This window comes from Mucilaginibacter sp. 22184, assembly GCF_052045695.1.
GTDB lineage: Bacteria > Bacteroidota > Bacteroidia > Sphingobacteriales > Sphingobacteriaceae > Mucilaginibacter.
On the sequence record NZ_JBQEPI010000011.1, the window covers coordinates 123,749 to 142,215 of the forward strand.

General features: G+C 40.2%; 15 protein-coding genes. 5 read left to right on the forward strand and 10 right to left on the reverse strand.

Going from position 1 to position 18,467, the window contains the following annotated elements:
- Nucleotides 1-97: 97 nt before the first annotated feature.
- The 3 genes from ACTJKG_RS23380 to ACTJKG_RS23390 all read right to left on the reverse strand — a co-directional run bounded on the left by ACTJKG_RS23380 (nucleotide 98) and on the right by ACTJKG_RS23390 (nucleotide 4,332).
- Nucleotides 98-724 carry a response regulator transcription factor gene (locus tag ACTJKG_RS23380; RefSeq protein ID WP_172336748.1) on the reverse strand — a complete coding sequence of 209 codons (627 nt, stop codon included), beginning with the start codon at nucleotides 722-724 and terminating at the stop codon, nucleotides 98-100.
- Nucleotides 725-741: 17 nt separating this feature from the next.
- The gene (locus tag ACTJKG_RS23385) at nucleotides 742-3,690 is read right to left on the reverse strand and encodes a sensor histidine kinase (RefSeq protein ID WP_172336747.1); all 2,949 of its coding nucleotides are present in this window, start codon (nucleotides 3,688-3,690) and stop codon (nucleotides 742-744) included.
- A 159-nt stretch (nucleotides 3,691-3,849) separates the two neighbouring features.
- Nucleotides 3,850-4,332, reverse strand: coding sequence for a nuclear transport factor 2 family protein (locus tag ACTJKG_RS23390; protein WP_172336746.1), 483 nt, complete (start codon nucleotides 4,330-4,332; stop codon nucleotides 3,850-3,852).
- 301 nt (nucleotides 4,333-4,633) lie between these two features.
- Here ACTJKG_RS23390 and ACTJKG_RS23395 point away from each other — a divergent pair, with 301 nt between their 5' ends.
- Together ACTJKG_RS23395 and ACTJKG_RS23400 are read left to right on the forward strand one after the other, a co-directional pair.
- Nucleotides 4,634-5,518, forward strand: a complete 885-nt coding sequence (locus ACTJKG_RS23395) for an AraC family transcriptional regulator (protein WP_440740547.1) — start codon at nucleotides 4,634-4,636, stop codon at nucleotides 5,516-5,518.
- Nucleotides 5,508-5,915 carry a DUF983 domain-containing protein gene (locus ACTJKG_RS23400; RefSeq protein WP_172336744.1) on the forward strand — a complete coding sequence of 136 codons (408 nt, stop codon included), beginning with the start codon at nucleotides 5,508-5,510 and terminating at the stop codon, nucleotides 5,913-5,915. The genes ACTJKG_RS23395 and ACTJKG_RS23400 overlap by 11 nt, the downstream gene beginning before the upstream one ends.
- Nucleotides 5,916-6,346: 431 nt before the next feature.
- Here ACTJKG_RS23400 and ACTJKG_RS23405 read toward each other — a convergent pair whose 3' ends face one another.
- Together ACTJKG_RS23405 and ACTJKG_RS23410 are read right to left on the reverse strand one after the other, a co-directional pair.
- Nucleotides 6,347-6,664 (reverse strand): hypothetical protein, encoded by a 318-nt coding sequence (locus tag ACTJKG_RS23405; protein WP_172336742.1) that lies wholly within the window; start codon nucleotides 6,662-6,664, stop codon nucleotides 6,347-6,349.
- A 270-nt stretch (nucleotides 6,665-6,934) separates the two neighbouring features.
- Nucleotides 6,935-8,773 (reverse strand): ABC transporter ATP-binding protein, encoded by a 1,839-nt coding sequence (locus ACTJKG_RS23410; RefSeq protein WP_440740548.1) that lies wholly within the window; start codon nucleotides 8,771-8,773, stop codon nucleotides 6,935-6,937.
- A 146-nt stretch (nucleotides 8,774-8,919) separates the two neighbouring features.
- On the opposite strand from ACTJKG_RS23410, the gene ACTJKG_RS23415 reads away from it, so the two are divergent.
- Complete coding sequence (locus ACTJKG_RS23415; protein WP_172336741.1) at nucleotides 8,920-9,564, forward strand: HAD family hydrolase; 645 nt, start codon at nucleotides 8,920-8,922, stop codon at nucleotides 9,562-9,564.
- A 425-nt stretch (nucleotides 9,565-9,989) separates the two neighbouring features.
- Here the strand turns inward: ACTJKG_RS23415 and ACTJKG_RS23420 are convergent, their stop codons facing one another.
- The 4 genes from ACTJKG_RS23420 to ACTJKG_RS23435 all read right to left on the reverse strand — a co-directional run bounded on the left by ACTJKG_RS23420 (nucleotide 9,990) and on the right by ACTJKG_RS23435 (nucleotide 14,638).
- On the reverse strand, nucleotides 9,990-10,499 hold the full coding sequence (locus ACTJKG_RS23420) for a GNAT family N-acetyltransferase (protein WP_216650631.1): 510 nt from the start codon (nucleotides 10,497-10,499) through the stop codon (nucleotides 9,990-9,992).
- Nucleotides 10,500-10,561: 62 nt separating this feature from the next.
- Nucleotides 10,562-11,053 (reverse strand): c-type cytochrome, encoded by a 492-nt coding sequence (locus ACTJKG_RS23425; RefSeq protein ID WP_172336740.1) that lies wholly within the window; start codon nucleotides 11,051-11,053, stop codon nucleotides 10,562-10,564.
- 211 nt (nucleotides 11,054-11,264) lie between these two features.
- Entirely contained in the window at nucleotides 11,265-12,128 is an 864-nt protein-coding gene (locus ACTJKG_RS23430; RefSeq protein WP_440740549.1) for an SDR family oxidoreductase, read from the reverse strand.
- 152 nt (nucleotides 12,129-12,280) lie between these two features.
- Complete coding sequence (locus ACTJKG_RS23435; RefSeq protein WP_172336738.1) at nucleotides 12,281-14,638, reverse strand: ABC transporter permease; 2,358 nt, start codon at nucleotides 14,636-14,638, stop codon at nucleotides 12,281-12,283.
- Between the two features lie 269 nt (nucleotides 14,639-14,907).
- Between ACTJKG_RS23435 and ACTJKG_RS23440 the strand changes: the two genes are divergently transcribed.
- Nucleotides 14,908-15,264, forward strand: coding sequence for a BlaI/MecI/CopY family transcriptional regulator (locus ACTJKG_RS23440; protein WP_172336737.1), 357 nt, complete (start codon nucleotides 14,908-14,910; stop codon nucleotides 15,262-15,264).
- Between the two features lie 11 nt (nucleotides 15,265-15,275).
- Nucleotides 15,276-17,045, forward strand: a complete 1,770-nt coding sequence (locus ACTJKG_RS23445) for a M56 family metallopeptidase (RefSeq protein ID WP_440740550.1) — start codon at nucleotides 15,276-15,278, stop codon at nucleotides 17,043-17,045.
- A 216-nt stretch (nucleotides 17,046-17,261) separates the two neighbouring features.
- On the opposite strand, the gene ACTJKG_RS23450 is transcribed toward ACTJKG_RS23445, so the two are convergent.
- Nucleotides 17,262-18,347 (reverse strand): DNA topoisomerase IB, encoded by a 1,086-nt coding sequence (locus ACTJKG_RS23450; protein WP_172336735.1) that lies wholly within the window; start codon nucleotides 18,345-18,347, stop codon nucleotides 17,262-17,264.
- Nucleotides 18,348-18,467 lie beyond the last annotated feature (120 nt).

Consider the following 18,467-nt stretch of genomic DNA (forward strand, 5'->3'; position numbering starts at 1 on the left):
CCCCCAAATAGGGGGATTTATTTATTATTAAACTTTAACAGACATATTAAGTAAAACGCGGGAAGTTGCTCTTTTACAGCGTAAAGGCCTTTTTGGGCTAAATAAGTTTGTTTTGTTTGGCCATCTTTATGGCATCGGCACGGGAGTTAACATCCAGTTTTACGTATATATTTTTGATGTGACTGCGTACGGTTTCGAGGTCGATAAATAGTTCTTTGGCTATTTGGCTCCGGCTTTTCCCATCCCCTATCAGTTCCAGTATCTGGGTTTCGCGTCTGGATAAAGGAGACTCCTGGTTTTTTTGAAACGAACGTATAACCAATTTAGCAATATTAATGCTCATGGGGCCACCGCCGTCCTTAACTTCTTTAATAGATTCAATTATTTTAGCCGATGGCGTATTTTTAGTAAGGTATCCTGATGCTCCGTTAGCTAACGCGTTAAATATTAATTTTTCCGATTCATAAACCGTTAATATGAGCACATAACATTGTGGTAATAACTTTTTTAATTTAGGGATAGCATCAACCCCATTGGTACCGGGTAATTCAATATCCAATAGTACAACATCCGGACGGTCGGTGGTTATTTTTTTAGCGGCTTCATCATAAGAGCAGTAGGTACTTACCACCTCATACCCTTCTGTAGCGCCAATGAGATAAGCATAACCATTCCTAATAGTTTCATCATCCTCAATAATGGTTATTTTTATACTCCGATCCATCTCTTTTAAAAATTAAGCTACAATATTTTTTTAAACTTTAACTCCACCGAAGTCCCTTTGCCTTCTTCCGAAATAATGATCAGCTCGGCATTAATACGTTTTGCCCTTGCTTTTATGTTATGCATACCATGCCCCTTTGACAGGGTACTATCGTTAAAACCCTTACCATTATCTGTAAGGCGCAAACTAATCTCATCTTTATCGGCATATGCCCAGTGCAACATCACCTGCCCGGCGTCGGCGTGTTTAAGCGTGTTATTGAGCAACTCTTTGTATATCATGGTAATATTGCGGCTATACTCCATGGGCAGCTTAACCTGTTTCAGGTTATCGTCTATCTTATTAAATTCAAAATCAACCGGAACATCCTGAAAAAGTTCTATACCGATTTCTTTTATATGCAACAAAGTTTCATATAAATTATCGCTTTTAGGGTCAAGGGCCCATAAAATATCTTTGGTGCCGTTATAAAGAGCGGCTGCATTTTGTTTGATCTGGTCAACAAGACCATGCTGATCGGCCTTAGTTTGATCAATTTTAGCATTTAAAATTTCTGTAAGTATAGAAATTCGGGTGAGTTTATTACCCAGGTCATCGTGAAAATCTTCGGCTGTTTGCTGCCTGATCTTTATTTTTTCTTCCTGCTTAATAGCTTCAATGGCCTGCTGTCGCTGTATTTTGCTATGATGCCAGATATTTTGCAAACCAAAACCTATTAACACAAAAAACAATACGGCCGATATTTGAAAAGTAAGCGTTTTATAAAATGGCGGAACAATTTCAAAACTAAAGTTAGCCGTATCTGGCGAAACCTTACCATCCGGACTGATGGCTTTTACCCTAAATGTATATTTACCCGGAGGCAGCATGGGGTATTCAACAACATTATTTTTTACGGGAGCACAAAAAGTACTGTCTAAACCAACCAGCTTATAACGATATGATACACTCGAAGGATTTTTCAAATAGATACCTAAGAAAGAAATAGCCAGGTGATTTTGATTGTATGTTAACGTAACCCCATCGGTTAAATAAGAAAAGGCGGTGTCCTGACTTTTGCTTATTTGCGGCATTAACTTCACATTTTCAATAATGATATGTGGTGGTGACGGTGATTTTGTTTGTACCCGGGTGTTATAAACCATCACAGATTTTGTAGTTGCTACCCAAACCTGATGGTCTTTATAAAGTATAGCGTTTTGATTGGTTTCAAAAACGGGCTCTTTTGAACCGGAATTATCAATAATCATGAATTTATCTGCGACACTATCAAACTTCATTTGATTAACTCCTTTACCCGTACCTATCCAAACATGATCTGCCTCATCAGTTACCAGGCTGTATATAGTATTTGCTTTGAGCCCATCCTTAACAGTATACCTTTTTAAATGATTATTTTCCAGGTTCCAGACAAATAAGCCGCGGTCATCCGTACCTATTAAAATCTGGTTACGATATTTGATCATGGTAAGGATAGCTGAATTTTTAAGAAAGCTCTGATTGTACGTCTGAACCACCTTTTTATTAACCAATAACACGATGCCATTTTGCGTGCCGATAAATACAGAATCTTTACCTGTTGATACTAATGATGATGAGTATTCGGGCACACCATCCAACTGTTTAAGTAAACCTTTTTCATAATAATAGCACCCTAATGATGTGGCCAACCAGATAACCCCATTACCATCGGCCGTAATAGCATGGTAAGCTATTTCATCACTTCCCTTTATCGACCTGAAGCCTTTTTGATCATATTGCCATAATCCGGCCTGGCTGGTGCCAATCCAAACAGTTTTATTTTTGTCAGTGTACAAACATTGTATGCCCGCCAGATATTTGGAATTGGGTGGGGTTGGTATATTGCTGAGCTTTTTCCCGTCATATCTTATTAACCCTCCCCCATCGGCACCTAACACAATATGGTCGTTCCAATCCTTAGTGATGGCCATAATTATTTTCGATTCCGGCAGGCCTTGCGTACCATCAAAAGTTACATACCTGCTGCCTTCGCAACGATATAAACCATTGCCCAGGCTCCCAAGCCATATATTATTATCCCCATCCACATATATATCCGCGATAGAAATATCCGTAAGGCCGTTGGATGAGTCGTAATGAATAACGTCATCATCCATTAAACAGTAGGCGCCATTATCGGTACCTATCCAGATATTTTTGTACTCATCCTGTTCAATACATAACAGTTGTCCTTTCACGTTTGCCATTTGTTTAGGCGCATAAGGCATTACCTGATTATTATTGGTGTAGAAAAGGCCTTTCCAGGTTAGCAGATAGGCTTTTTGAGCATCAAATTTGTCAAACAACATTTTTCTTACGGCCAGTTGTTCATATTTGCCGTTAAAGGGCGTAGAATATTCCCAGCGTCCATGGTTTAAGGAATAGATGCCTTTCCCGTAAACGGCAGCGTAAAGTTTTCCTGTTTTATCAACAGCTATGGTGGTTACCTTGCTACTGTCATCAAAGGTTACCGGTTCCATTTGGTTACCGGTAATTTTAAATAAGCCATAGCTCATCACTACCCAGATAGTGCCATTTGTGTCCTGGATTATATCGGTTACAATATTGTGTTTTTGAGAAGCTATGGGTTTGTAGCTAATAATCTTGCCGGCAGAAAGCATGGCCAGTCCGTCAAGTGTACCAAACCATACGTGCCCTGCACGATCAGAAAAAATGGTGCTTACATAGTTGTTGGGTAATCCGTTTTGCCTGGAATATCCCGAAAATTCTTTTCCGTCAAAGCGGCAGGCTCCGCCAAAGGTGGCTATCCATAAACGATGATCTTTATCCATCGTAAATTTATTCACCTGCGATTGGATCAGGCCATCGTCAATATCATAATGCGCAAACGTATATTTTTGCCCTAATGCCGGAAATACCTGCACCAAACAAATGAGTACAACACACCAAAACACCCTCACCTGATATAAAAAACACTTGTTCACTTACGCGCAAATTAATAGGTTGCAGTATCACCGCAATTAAATTTCAAAATAAAGCTAAATAAAATAAAAAAAATCACCCTTTTGGGGTGATTCATTTAATATAGGGTATATTGGTCAAAATCCCCTATAAAACTTTATTATAAGATCAGTTATTAAAACTCAATTCTTAGCGGTAACATCACCGGTGGTTCCTGTTGGGGTGGTGGTTTGCAGATCCTCAAACATTTTACAAACCTGGGTAATCTTCCAGTTATTATCATCATCTCTTTCAAGTGTAAGATAATTATGCTGTATACTATCGTGATAGCTAAAATCCACCCTGGCTATCACCAGCGCATCGCTTTTAGCCAGCACTTCGTAATTTGACTGGCAGTTTTGCTGGGTGCCTGCTTCTTTTTTCATGGCTTCAACCAAACTTGATTTATTTTGCAGGATCACTTTATTGCCGCGCGGAATTTTTAATGTATAATTTTCGTCCAGGATCTTGTTAAGCTCTTTATAATTGCCGTTCATATGGCTATCAATAAAATCGCGGATCACGGCTGCGTAGCCTGCACCTTCGGTTTTTGGACCTGTATAAGCGTAGATTGATGTGACTGATAATAAACTTACTAAACAAGCCACCAAAAATTTATTTTTCATTGTGATATTTTTTTATCAAATTTCACTACGGCTGCAAAATAAAAATGTGTGTATAGCACCTTAAAAATATGCGTATAACACCCTAAAAATATGCGTATAACACCACTGGCATTAATTTAAGAAGAAACCATATTGAATAATAAATTTTGAATGTCCCAACGTCAATTTCGTCCTTCATTATTCGATACCGGGTGCTCTGTATCGAATAATGTTATGGTACTATTCAATTATAATTGAATAGTACCATTTAAAATAAAAATAGTACCATTATAAATGGCAAGCTGGTGCGTAATTTTGTTTCATGTTACAAAACATACCACTATATGACATCTGCTCGTTATCTGATATCAATCAGGATGACATACTGATAAGCCGTTTTGCGCCATACCTGGATACCCATAAAAACCTGTTTACCACCCACCGTCATTCGTTTTATCACCTGGTATTATTTACAGAAGGGGCGGGTAGTCACACTATAGATTTTGAAAGCTTTGATGTTAAACCCGGGCAAATTTATTTCATGATACCGGGCCAGGTACATTCCTGGAGCTTTGAGGGTTTTACCGACGGCTACATCATCAATTTTTCGGCATCATTTATACAATCATTTTTGTTGCAGCACGGCTACCTGGATAATTTTTCATTTTTTAGCGGTAACCTTTCTGATGCGGTGATCAATTTACCTGCCGAAACCTATGCGGCCATAAAACCACTTTTTGAAACAATATTAACAGAAGCAGTCAGTCTGGGCACCTCGGCCGCCGATATGATCAGATTATTGATGCTTCAGATATTTATCAGGGTTAACCGGGTAACCTCGGTACCTGTGGTAAATAATAATTCATCCTACAATCAAACCCTGCTCAAAAACTTTAAAAATTTAATTGAACATCATTATATCGACATCAGGTTGCCGAAGGATTATGCCGCTATGTTATATATAACGCCTAACCATCTTAATGCGGTTTGTAAAGATATGATGGGGATACCTGCCGGTGAAATGATCCGTAACAGGATTATGCTGGAAGCTAAGCGTATGCTGACTAATCCTCAACTCAGTATCAGCGAAATATCACTAAAATTAAACTTCAGTGACAACTCCTACTTTACCAAATTTTTTAAAAAGCTGGAAGATGTTACACCCGAAGAATTCAGAAAAAAATTATTATACGATCATGGAAAATAACAACTATAAATTAGCGGCATGGCCAGCTTTTGTACATGCCAAATGCCCGCGCTGCAGGCGTGGTGATATGTTTGCCAATGGCATGTATGGCTTTCGCGGACAGGAAATGCATAAAACATGTTCGCACTGTGGCTTGGTTTATGAGCGGGAGCCGGGCTATTTTTATGTGGCTATGTTTGCCAGCTATGCGCTAAATGTTGCCGAAATGGTAACGATCGCGGTTGCCATCAGCGTTTTAACAGGAAGCCAAAATCCATGGTTGTATGTTTCTGTTATACTTACTGCAGCGGTAATACTTTCGCCATTTAACTTCAGGTACTCCAGGGTTATGCTATTGTATTGGCTTACCCCGGGTCTGCACTATCACCCCGAAATGAGCCGCGACAAAACAAACTGATTTTTTGATGACGATGATGATAAGCGTCGGTGGGTTTTACCTTCCGGCGCTTTTTTTATGATCTAATAATCTTGCCATGATTAAACTATGACGCACACTTGTGGTCATAACTATGTATAACATCTATATTTTTTGAACCATGAAAGCACGATTTAACATCATAAAGAAAGACCTCTATAATGTATTTGTAATGGGTAATGCTGATGAGCAGCAATTAGCAAGGGTTTATTTTTTACTAGCCATTCCTTGTTTTGCTTTACTCTTTACATTCGGTCAATTTCCTAAGTTTTAAGTACTATTTATTAATCCCGGTTTGCAGCAACATGATCTGCAAACCGGGTAAAAACAAGACAGCCATTATATTGCTATAATGACCGCTTGCCAACTGTTTCCCTAATTAAACTAACTAAACTAAAAACGACTATTAATATTTATTGTGCATACCGGCTTAAATGATTCATAACCATTTGCACATTTTTAATATAAAAAACACTATTAAAACCACATTGATTATCCGTCCACCTTTTTGTTTTTAAAAGACTTCGGTAGTCAAAATTGGTGATCGTAGGAAAATCTCCTTTAAGATCAACCTGTGCTACACTATCTGCCTGATGATCCTGTTGCTGCTTAATTTCAGATGGTTGGCTATTGAATGTTTTTATTTCACTATCTGAAGTAAATATTCTGGCACATGCCACGAGTATAAGAGAAACGAAAACTAAAATTAAAAAGTGGTAAAAAAGTTTCATAGTAAATAGCTTTGTAAATGTTAAAGGGGCCCTCTTAAACATGAATCCAAAATTAATCTTACTACAACTCAAATAACAGGGTGATAATACGGTATCGCCTACGTATTTCTACGCATTTTTACATTCCATGAAATAAACTATTGATTTATTGATAATAATTAATGATTAAAACCATTAATTTATCAAAATTAAAAAAGCCTACGAAGGTAAGTAACCACAGTGTTTTTCTTAGAGTGGTTTATTGATTACTAATAAACTTTTGGTCAAATTTTACCGGTAACCTGCAGCCTGCAGGTCAAATAATTCGGCATAACGGCCTCCTTTAAGCAATAGCTCCTGATGGCTGCCTATTTCTATCAGCTCTCCTTTTTCCAGCACCAGTATCCTGTCGGCCATGCGAACGGTGCTAAAACGGTGCGAGATCAGCACTGCTGATTTACCTTTGGTTAATTCGGCAAAGCGCTCAAAAACATTGTATTCGGCCCGGGCATCAAGGGCTGAGGTAGGCTCATCCAAAATCAGCAACTGGGCATCGCGCATGTAGGCCCGTGCCAGGGCAACCTTTTGCCACTCGCCCCCAGATAACTCAACCCCATCGGCAAAGCGTTTGCCTAATTGCTGATCATAGCCACCAGGAAGCTTTGCTGCCAATATATCTGCCAGGCTTTGACGGGCCGAGTTTTCGATAAGCGGGCGGTTTTCCTTTTCGCCTATTTTACCAACTGCGATATTCTGCGCAAAAGACATCTGGTAACGCAGGTAATCCTGGAAAATAACGCCCACATTAAGCCGCAGATCAGCCAGGTCATATTGTTTCAGGTCGATGCCATCCAGTAATATGCGCCCTTCTGTTGGATCGTACAAACGGGCCAGCAGTTTTACCAGCGTGGTTTTACCCGCCCCATTTTCGCCTACCAGCGCCAGCTTTTCGCCCGGGTATAACGTGAAATTCAAATGGCGGTTGGCCCACCTGTCGGAGTTAACATAACGGAAACCAACGTTTTCAAAAGTAAAACCCTGTTGTATAGTTTTAGGGAATGGCAACGCATTTTCTGCCAATTTGATCTTGGGTATGATTTCAAAAAATTCAAAAAAATCGCGCAGGTAAATAGCACCCTGCGATACTGCCGTAAAACGGGTTAAAATACCTTCGAGCAAAGCACGCAACTGCCTGAATGAACCTGCCAGGAATGCCAGTTCGCCTATAGTTACGCTACCATTAACCGTGCGTACAATAATCACCAGGTAAGCCGCATAATAACCCAGGCTGCCCAACATGGCAAAAAACGTACCCCATAAGGATCGTTTTATGGCAAGCCGTTTATTATCGCCATAAAATTTATCAGACAGGAGTCTGAACCTGTCGATAATAAAACCCGAAAGATCAAATATCTTTACTTCTTTGGCTGTTTCGTCGCTGGCCCCCAGGTAACGTACATAATCAAGTTCGCGCCGCTCAGGTGTTTGCCCACGGGTTAGCGCGTAGCTTTGATCGTTAAAATATGATTCACCCAAAAAAGCGGGGATAATAGCAATAAGCAGCAACACAATAAGCCAGGGATTAAAAGCCATTAATCCAGCAGCCAGGAAACCCATGGTAATGAGGTCCTGCACCTGGCTCATTACTTGCGAGAGCAATATGGTGCGGCCTATGGTTTGCTGCCGCGCCCGTTCCAGTTTATCATAAAATACCGAATCTTCAAACTGATCCAGATCCAACGTAGCGGCATGCCCCATGATTCTGACAGAAGTATAGTTGCTAAACAGATCGCCCAATAGGCTATCCATCAGGGTGATGGCCCTGCTAAGAGCATCAGTTAATATGGCCAGGGCAAACTCCAACCCTACCAATTGCCACAGATAGGTCATGTCCTTAACGTGCTCATGGCTCACCATAACCACCTGATCGATGATCAGCTTGCCCACATACAACAGCCCCAAAGGCATGGCCGAACGGATGATACGCAGTAAGGCATTTACCACTGTCATCCAGCGACTGGTTTGCCATACCAGTTTAAAAAAGGCGGGCAGGTTACGTAAGGCCTCAAAACGTTCTTTTAAGGTAACTTTAGTATTAATGGTATTTTTTGGTGGACGGTCGGTCTTCAATATTATCTTCTTTCTTATTGGTAATAAGCGAATTTAACCAATTAGTGCCCTCCCCACCAAAGAGGGAATTTATTTTACACTGAGTTGTTTTTTCATAAACCACCAGTCAAAACCATAACCCAGTTTTTATTACTTTTGCCGGCATTATGACAACTACACTACACAATCAATTCGACAGTATAATTTTTGATCTTGATGGCACCCTTTGGGACAGTACAGCCAACGTGGCCCTGGCCTGGCAGGCAGCTATTTCAAAAGTGGATTATATTGATGAACTGATGACCGTAGAACGTGTTAAATCCATCACCGGCATGACCTACGATGCCATTTTTGATAAACTATTCCCCAATCTTGATACCGAGCAACGCAAAGAAGTACAAGCCCTTTGCGCTGTTAGCGAATTGGAGATATTGCATACCAAAGGCGGTGAGCTTTATCCGCAGCTGGAAGAAACTTTGAAATACCTGGGCACCAAATACAAACTGTATATAGTAAGCAATTGCCAAAGCGGCTATATCGAGCTGTTCCTGGACCTGAATAATATGCACGCGCATTTTTTAGGGCACCAATGCTTTGGCACCAAAGGCAATCCTAAGGCTGATAATATTAGGGATATTGTAAATGTTCATCAGCTTAAAGCACCAGTGTACGTAGGCGATACCATGGGCGACTATACCGCAGCAAACCAGGCCGATGTGCCTTTTATTTTTGCCAGCTATGGTTTTGGTAAAGTACCCGATGGAATGGTAGCTACTATAGACAGTTTTAGCGAACTAACGGAATTACTATAATATCCCTATATTAAAAAACGGGTGTTTTTTTCCTTACTTATTTTCTGTTGCTTTGATCAGGGTTTCCATCTGTATGATTTGCGATGACAGCGATAGCAAACATATCTTTTAAGCGGCAGCCAAAACAAAAATAATTTTACTAAAGGGCCACGTGGTATGCGACTAACGCTGGTATTATTACAACGCTTACAATAAACATTATGTGTATGGCTTGTTCGCCGTGAAGCGATGGAAAGAATGGGTTTTTCTTCAATTTCAACAGTCATGGTCAGCTAATTAAGGGGGTTTTTTACTGCCCGACTGAAATAAAACTATCAAAAGTGCATAGTTATCCAATAAGTTCACATTTCAATCGAGGGGCGACTAAAGTTAACTTAAAAATAATAAATTCTATAGCTTTTTTTGCCTAAAAAATAAAATCAATATTATCCATCAAGCAATAATTGCATAAAAAGCAGGTCGAGCCACCGATTAAACTTAAATCCAACCTCTTTAAAGTGCGCAACTTGTCTAAAACCCAACGACTGGTGTAGATGATAACTAACCTGATTTTCGCTATCGATACCTGCTATCACCGCATGAATACCATTCTTTCGTGCTATATCAATAAGCGGCCTGAGCAAAAGTTTGCTGATACCTTGTCCCTGAAAAACCGGATCAACATAAACGGAATGTTCAACAGTATAACGATAACATGGCCAGGCGCGAAAATGCCCGTAAGTACAAAAACCGGCTATTTTGCCGCCCGTTTCTGCCACTAGCACCGGAAAACCGTTATTCACTCTTTCCTGGTACCATGCCTGACGCATTTCAAGCGTATGGGGTTCTTCGCTGTAAACCGCGGTTGTATTTAATATGGCATCGTTATAGATGTGCAGAATGGACAGCAGATCACCCTCATTCGCGTTTCTGACATTTATTATACTGTTCATCATTTACTTATAAATCAAAACACCCCAAACTTTAGGTAAGGGGCGCTTTCGATATTGTTTTCGGATTAACCTTTTTTTTCTGGAGCCGGGCTGCCCGCGCCTGGCTGACCTCCCGGAGGCATACCGCCAGGGGCTCCACCTGCGGGAATAACTACTTCGGGGTGTGCGGTACCGCGGTGACAGGTATTACAGTTAACACCAGATTGCAAGATCATGCCTAATGAATCTTTTTTGGCGTGAAAATATTTCTGGTTTATTTTATTCATCATCTTAAACATATCACGGGCCATTTCCTTTTCAGGTTTAGCATCGCTTGCCCAATCCATTTTTTTGGTTTCCTCGTTACGCACATGACAAAAGTTGCAATGTACCCCTAAGGAGTGCTCCCACTCTTCCATTACTTTATGAAGATTATCGCCAGAAATATTTTTCGGCAACACTTTCAAGTTTTTAAAACCCTCATCCTGCGGCTTTTTAGGGGTCATGGATGTCATGGCACCTAATACCACAATGGATAATAACCCAACGGTAGCAACTATTTTTCTATTAAAAGGCATTATTGTCATATTTAAGTCACCGAAAATAACTATTAACTTTTAATGCCACAACACCGAATTCCGTAAAAAAGGTAATTTTTAAGATACATTTTATGGAATCGGGATTCGGGGGGAGTTAAGAATCGAGAGCCAAGAATCAAGATGAACCTTGTTTTTCGTTTATTTAAAATGTTTTTTTTTATCTTGATTCTTGACTCTTGGTTCCTGATTCTTATTCGGCATTAATAACCGGCCAGATCAAATAGCGGGAAAGCAATTTTTCGCTGATGGCCCATAGCCTATTCCGCGACTCACTGTCCGTCGCGATAACTGAAGTTTTGGCTGCCTTCTTTTTTATAAAATAGGCTCCATTATGTTTTTCGAGTTTTGAAGCGGTAGCAAGGTATATGATGGTTTGGGCTCCTTGCTCAGCAGTTATCATAAACGGGCGGGCAAGTAACATCATTATTTTATTGAAACCTTTGAGCATGGCCCCAAAACCCGTTTTTACCAAACCCGGATGCGCGGAGAATGGCAGGATACCTTTATCTGCATATTTTTCGGCCAGCGACTGGGTGAAATAAATATTGAACAGCTTACTCATACCATAAGCCTTCATTGCGTTATATGATTGTGTCCACTGTAAGTCATCAAACTGGGGCTTGCTCCATTTATGCGCTTCTGAACTTACGTTTATAATGCGTGCCTGTCCTTTTTGCAGCAAGGGCATAAGGCAGTGGGTTAGTAAAAAATGGCCCAGGTGATTAGTGGCCAATGTCATCTCAAATCCGTTCTTGCTTATCTGGCGTTCTTCAAAAACGCCCCCGGCATTGTTGATGAGTATATTAATGGCAAATAGTTTTTCTGTTAGCTCGTCTGCAGCTTCGCGCACACTTTGCAAATCGGCCAGATCGCACCGTACCACATATATTTCTTTATTGCCGGTTTTACCTATTATTTGATTTTTGAGCCTTTCGCCTTTAGGCGTATTACGCACCAGTAAATAAAGCGCGTGCCCTTGTGCTGCCAACGCCAAAGCGGTTTCCTCGCCTATGCCCGATGTTGCACCCGTAATGATGGTTGTTTTTAAAGCCATACCCCCTACCCTCTGAAAAAGATAACTTTCAGATTTGCAAGATACTTGTTTTTTTAGCCCATAACTTGCTAAAGAGGGATTTTTTTGATTGGCATCAATACTTTTACAATTCTATTGAAATACTCAAATTTTATTATGCAGGTTTTCCTTTATTATTCGCTTCTTAAACTCTTCACTGGGTTTGCCAATGCCGCTTTAACGGATTGAAAACTAATCGTGATAAAAGCTATTATTATTGCCGTTAAGCCTGCCAATACAAACACATACCAGCCAATATTGATGCGGTAAGCAAAATCTTCGAGCCATTTATTCATGCTGAACCATGCGGCCGGAATAGCTATAGCTATAGCTATAAGCACCAGTTTGATAAAGTCTTTTGCCAGCAGGCCAATAATTTCGCTAACGGTGGCGCCCAATACCTTTCGAACACCTATTTCGCGGGTGCGCACTTGCGCCGTAAAGGCGGCTAAACCTAACAAACCCAAACACGAGATCATGATAGCAATACCCGCAAAATAATTAAACAGGGTTCCTTCCCGTTGTTCGCCTTTATAAAGATTGTTAAAAATATCATCCAAAAAGGTATAGTCAAAAGGGTATTGTCCATTGTATTGTTTAAACTGATCCTGGGCAGCGTTAATAGCTTTTTGCGCGTTACGACCATCTGTTTTGATATACATGGAATTTAAATCCTTTGTATAGTAAAAAATAGAAGGTGAGATCTTCTCCCTCATGGAAGCGAAGTGAAAATCTTTTACCACACCTATTATGGTGCCATTAGTTTTCCACATCCTGAATCTTTTCCCTATCGGATTTTTTAAGCCAATTTCTTTAACCGCTGCCTCATTTAAAATAAAATGGGTTGAGTCGGCCACAGCTCCAGTAAAAACAGCTCCCTGTGATAGTTTCATTTTAAAAAAGGACATAAAATCCTTATCAATGGCCATAGGGTGTACAATAAATGTTTGATTAGCCGCTTTACCATCCCAATCATTATCGCCCGAGACGCCGCCAAGTCTTACAATGTTGGAGTTGGACCGGGTAACACCCAATACGCCTGGCTGTTTTAAGAGTTCGGCTTTTACGGCATCATAATGTTTGGCCATATCGCGCATCCAGAAAGCAAATACATGACTTTTATCATAGCCCAACTGTTTTGACCGGATAAAATTAAGCTGGCTGGTGATCACCATTGTGCCAATGATAAGTATAACCGAAAATGTAAACTGGGTAACCACCAATATTTTCCGGAAAGTAACATCACCAATCCCGGCAGAAACTTTACCCTTTAATGCTTTAAGCGGCTCAAATGACGACAGCAACAAGGCAGGGTAAATACTTGATACAATAAGCGTACCCGATATGGTTGCCAATATAACCATCCATACATGATAATCATTCAGGTTAAATACCAGTTGTTTACCCGATAGTTCATTAAACGCCGGCATCAGGGCATAAATAAGCATGATGGCCAAACCTGCGGCAATTAAAAACAGCAAAGCGGTTTCTACAATAAATTGCAAAAACAAGTGTGCTTTTGCTGCCCCGATAATTTTACGCATGCTGATCTCTTTTGACCGCAGCATTGATCGCGCGGTTGAAAGGTTTACATAATTGATACAGGCAATTACCAATATTAATAAGGCTATAACAATAAATATCCTTACAGTGCTTATGCCGCCATCGCTACCATCAAGATGATATAAGTGCATTTTGGTTAAGGGTAACAATAAATATTCCACATCAGTATCTTCTTTTTTATGGCTGATGTGAATGTCAAACAACTTGGTCTTTAAGCTTTGCGGAGCAATATCGGGGTTAAGTAAAAGATAAGTTTCATAATTAAAATTGCTAAAATTGCTATTTACGTCTTCCTTGTTATCCGTGAGTTTTTTGTTGATATGGTAACTCATCGGCATGATCAGATCCATATTAAAGCTTGAATTATCCGGAAAATCGTTAATAACACCGCCTACCGTAAAACTGGCTTTATCATCAGCTATAATTACTTTCCCCATCGGGTTTTCGTCCCCAAAATATTTCTTAGCCGTTTTTTTGGTAATTACCACGGTATTATCGTTTGCAAAAGGCTTTGCTGTATTGCCCTGCACTAATGGAAAGTCAAAAACCGAGAAAAATGACGGATCGGCAAAAACAACGTTCTCATTACCAAAAACTTTATCCCGGTATCTGAACATCGAAAAAAATTCGTTGCCTGTGATACGTACCTGATCCTTTACGCCCGATAATTGTTGCTTGGCCAGCGGCCCCATCGGGGCAACATCCTGCGTCCAGATCTGCCTGCTGGCCCCGGTACCGCCAAAAATTGCCATTCTGTAAATATTAGGCGCTTTTTTGTGAAAGCTGTCAAAGCTTAACTCGTTCTGCACCCATAATAATATCAGTATCCCGATAGCCAGGCCAACAGTTAAACCAACGATATTGATAGCAGAGTAAAATTTATTTTTTAACAAATTACGCCAGGCGGTTTTGAGATAATTTTTCAGCATTGTACAAATTTATATCAGCGTGCCTGCTAAGATTATGCCATTCGCATAAACAATTAATTATCAACCAATTAATACAAAACGCATTATAAAGCTCCGTACGGATATATTATAGTAATTGTTCGGATGCGGACGGTTTATCATATGTTAGGTAAACGTAAGGTAATTGGAGCATGCTTGAAAATAACCTCGGTGCCTCTATTTCGAAAAAAGTAAAATAAATTTGGACATCTACGAAATATTCGTAGATTTACGAAACAATCGTAAAAACAATGGAAAAATTATCGCAGCAAGAGGAAGAGGCCATGCAGGCGGTGTGGCAGTGCGGCCCCGGTTTTATAAAAGATTTTCTGGATCAGCTGGCAGAACCCAAGCCTCCTTATACCACCCTGGCATCAACGATCAAGAACCTGGAACGCAAAGGCTTTTTAACAAGTGAAAAGATGGGTAATTCACTCCGCTATATTCCTGCTATTAAGGAAGAGGAATATAAAAAACGCTTCATGAGTGGTTTTGTGAGCGATTACTTTCAAAATTCATACAAAGACCTGGTTACCTTTTTCGCCAACGAAAAAAAGATAAGCGCCAGCGATTTGCAGGAGATCATTAAACTAATTGAAAAACAATAAAACCTAATACCATGCCAGCATTGTTTGTTTTTTTACTCAAAGTAAATACTGCTCTCTTGCTATTTTGCGCCGGCTATTACCTGGTGCTCAGGCCACTTACTTTTTATACGCTTAACCGTATTTATCTGCTTGCAGCCATCGTTTTTGCCAGTGTTTACCCATGGCTAAACTTTTCGGCATTTATACAACGGCACGAGGAACTGGTAAAACCGGTACAAAAGGTGGTTATCAACTGGCAGGCACCTGTACAAAATATGGTAAAGCCCTTAAGCCAACCCGATTACTGGCGCTGGGCCGAGGTTATTTTCTGGTTAGGCGCTTATATACTGGCCCTTAAACTGGTAGTGCAATTATTTTCGCTATACAGATTATATAAAAGCTCCAAACCGGCCACTATTAACAACCACCAGGTGCGAATTATGGATAGAGACGCAGCACCTTTTTCTTTCTGGCAAAGCATTTTTGTAAATCCTTCAAAACATGAACCCTCAGATCTGAAAGCCATATTGTTACATGAACAGATACACGTGAACCAGTGGCATACCGCTGATATATTACTGGCCGAAATAAGCAGTATTTTCTATTGGTTTAACCCAGGCATATGGCTCATGAAAAAGGCCATCCGAGAAAACATAGAATTTATAACCGACCGCAAGATATTGAATCAGGGTATCGACAGTAAAACTTACCAGTATAGCCTGGTTTCGGTAAGTTTTAATAACCGGCAACCCGGTATAGTGAACCATTTTAATATATCAACCATCAAAAAACGCATTATCATGATGAACGCTAAAAGATCTTCAAAAATAAACCTCACCCGGTATGCCTTCCTGGTACCCGCGGTGATTACTTTGCTGCTGGTATTCAGTATATCAAAAGCCGATTTTGCCAAACCAATCAGGATAAAACTGGTTAACGTGGTTAAACCGCTTCAAAATATGGTTACTATTGCAGCCTTACCCAGCCCTGTGGGTAAGATTTTGTTCCCTAAACCAAAAAAGGTTAGCCGCCAGGCAGCTAAAACTATGCTGGTTGTAAAACCGGATACCATCAAAAAAGTACTCGTTATCAGAGATAAAAACACCAGGGACTCTGTAGTTTATTATATCAATGGTGTAAAAGGCAGCCTAAAAAATGTAGACCCGGATAATATATCAAACGTTACTGTTTTAAAAGGCGACCGTGTAAGTGACTTGCCTCCATTTGTTAACCCGGATGATGTAAAAAATGCAGGTGTAGTGGTGGTTGTTACCAAAGATTCGCCCGAAGGAAAGGTATACTTGAAAAAATCAGATAATACATCTAATTCTGGTACGGTTTTATTAAGAGGCTCCTTAAATTATAAGCCACTTCATAAAAATTCATCTGCATCTACTGTAAAGGCCTATCCTCCAGCCTCAGCTACTACAAGCACTAGTGTAAGTGTTGCCCAGTTTGCAACTACTGTTGATACTGCTATAAAGGCAAACGTAAAAAACAATACAAAGGCCCACATTATAAGGGTTTCATCCTCTTCGAGCGTATCAGTAGATGGTAAAAACATCTCTTCTCAAAACATTTCCGTAGATAATGACAAAGGCATGCATATCGCTTTTGATAAGGATAAAACACCGCTGGTTATTATAGATGGAAAAGAAGTGCCAGCCGCTGATATAAATAAAATAACCCCTAATGCAATTGAAAGCATGACTGTTAGTAACGACGAAAGCACCCTAAAAAAATACGGTAACAAGGCAAAAAATGGGGTTGTACAGATTGCAACTAAAAAGAATACTGAATAAAGATTGTCTGAAAGGCTATTATACCTAAGGACTTTCACAGAGGAATCCAGAGGCAAAAAGTGGGTTTACATAAAAACCTATTAAACGGTAAAAAATAAAACACAAACACCTAATTATCAACAATATAATACAGTGTAAACCATAAAAAAGTGTAAACCATGTAAACCCACTTTTGGGGTAAAATAATGGTTTGCATGTCAAAATTTATTATACCAACTAACTGGCTTCGGCCAGTTTTTCTGTTTCCAGGAGGGTAAGCAAGGCCTTTTCGGCCTGGTTAAGTTCGGTGGCTTTTTCATCCTTAGCTTCATCAAGGCCGCTGATGTATTTAAACAGGGTACCATCCTCATAGCTTTTGATCACCGAGGGATGCACGTAATACTTTTTACAAACCGAACGGGTATTACCCAAAGTAACAGCCACTTCGTCAATTACGCTGATTATTTTTTTACGGCACTCGGTTACATTAGCAAATTCACCGGCGGCTTTAAACGCGTATAAGGCGCTTACACTGCCTGCCCAGGTACGGAAGTCCTTGGCTGTAAAATCTTCGCCGGTAATTTCTTTGAGGTAATTATTAATATCGCCAGAGTCGATACTGTGCCGTTCGCCTGCTTCATCATAGTACTGAAAAAGCTCTTTTCCCGGAATATCGCGGCACTGCTTGATCAGTCGGGCCAATTTTCGACTTTGTAGGCTTATTTTGTGCTGAATACCCTTTTTGCCTTTAAACTCAAACCGGATAGTTGCCCCTTCAATTTTAATATGCCGGTTTTGCAGCGTGGTTAATCCAAAAGAGCCGTATAGTTTTTGATAGGATTCATTTCCTACCCTGATGCTGGTCAGTTCCATCAGGCGTACGACAAGCGCCAGTACTTTCTCATGACCAAGGTTATGCCGGGCCAGGTCCTTATCCACTTGCTCACGTATCACAGGCAAATAAGAAGCGAAAGCCTGTAGCCGATGATATTTGGATTGATTGCGTATCTGGTTCCAGCCCGGGTGGTAACGGTATTGTTTCCGCCCGGCAGCGTCGATCCCGGTAAACTGCAAATGACCATTTTCATAGGGCGATATCCAAACGTTGGTATAAGCCGGAGGGATCACCAGATGGGTAAACCTGTTTATCAGTTCCTTATCTTTTACCAGTTTGCCCTCGGCATCGTAGAAACTCCAGCCTTTTCCCGATCGTTTACGGGTATAACCCGGTGATGAATCTGATACATACCTTAAACCAACAGCCCTCGCGCTGACCTTAGGGTCGCGACCAATTTTTTCCAGTTTTCGCAGCAATCGGTTCATAATGATCAACAACAAAGGCTTTATAATTAAGTTTTGCAATGGTTAGTAACGACTTAGGTACACAAGCCAACTTTTACTTAATAATGATGTTTACATTTTATAAACTTTGGTATTGTAACT

Coding starts and splice junctions, on each gene's coding strand:
- ACTJKG_RS23425 (WP_172336740.1), bottom strand. CDS start 11,053: ATGCCTTTTAATAGAAAAATAGTTGCTACCGTTGGGTTATTATCCATT.
- ACTJKG_RS23435 (WP_172336738.1), bottom strand. CDS start 14,638: ATGCTGAAAAATTATCTCAAAACCGCCTGGCGTAATTTGTTAAAAAAT.
- ACTJKG_RS23405 (WP_172336742.1), bottom strand. CDS start 6,664: ATGAAACTTTTTTACCACTTTTTAATTTTAGTTTTCGTTTCTCTTATA.
- ACTJKG_RS23380 (WP_172336748.1), bottom strand. CDS start 724: ATGGATCGGAGTATAAAAATAACCATTATTGAGGATGATGAAACTATT.
- ACTJKG_RS23450 (WP_172336735.1), bottom strand. CDS start 18,347: ATGAACCGATTGCTGCGAAAACTGGAAAAAATTGGTCGCGACCCTAAG.
- ACTJKG_RS23420 (WP_216650631.1), bottom strand. CDS start 10,499: ATGATGAACAGTATAATAAATGTCAGAAACGCGAATGAGGGTGATCTG.
- ACTJKG_RS23415 (WP_172336741.1), top strand. CDS start 8,920: ATGACAACTACACTACACAATCAATTCGACAGTATAATTTTTGATCTT.
- ACTJKG_RS23430 (WP_440740549.1), bottom strand. CDS start 12,128: ATGGCTTTAAAAACAACCATCATTACGGGTGCAACATCGGGCATAGGC.
- ACTJKG_RS23390 (WP_172336746.1), bottom strand. CDS start 4,332: ATGAAAAATAAATTTTTGGTGGCTTGTTTAGTAAGTTTATTATCAGTC.
- ACTJKG_RS23445 (WP_440740550.1), top strand. CDS start 15,276: ATGCCAGCATTGTTTGTTTTTTTACTCAAAGTAAATACTGCTCTCTTG.
- ACTJKG_RS23440 (WP_172336737.1), top strand. CDS start 14,908: ATGGAAAAATTATCGCAGCAAGAGGAAGAGGCCATGCAGGCGGTGTGG.
- ACTJKG_RS23395 (WP_440740547.1), top strand. CDS start 4,634: ATGTTACAAAACATACCACTATATGACATCTGCTCGTTATCTGATATC.
- ACTJKG_RS23400 (WP_172336744.1), top strand. CDS start 5,508: ATGGAAAATAACAACTATAAATTAGCGGCATGGCCAGCTTTTGTACAT.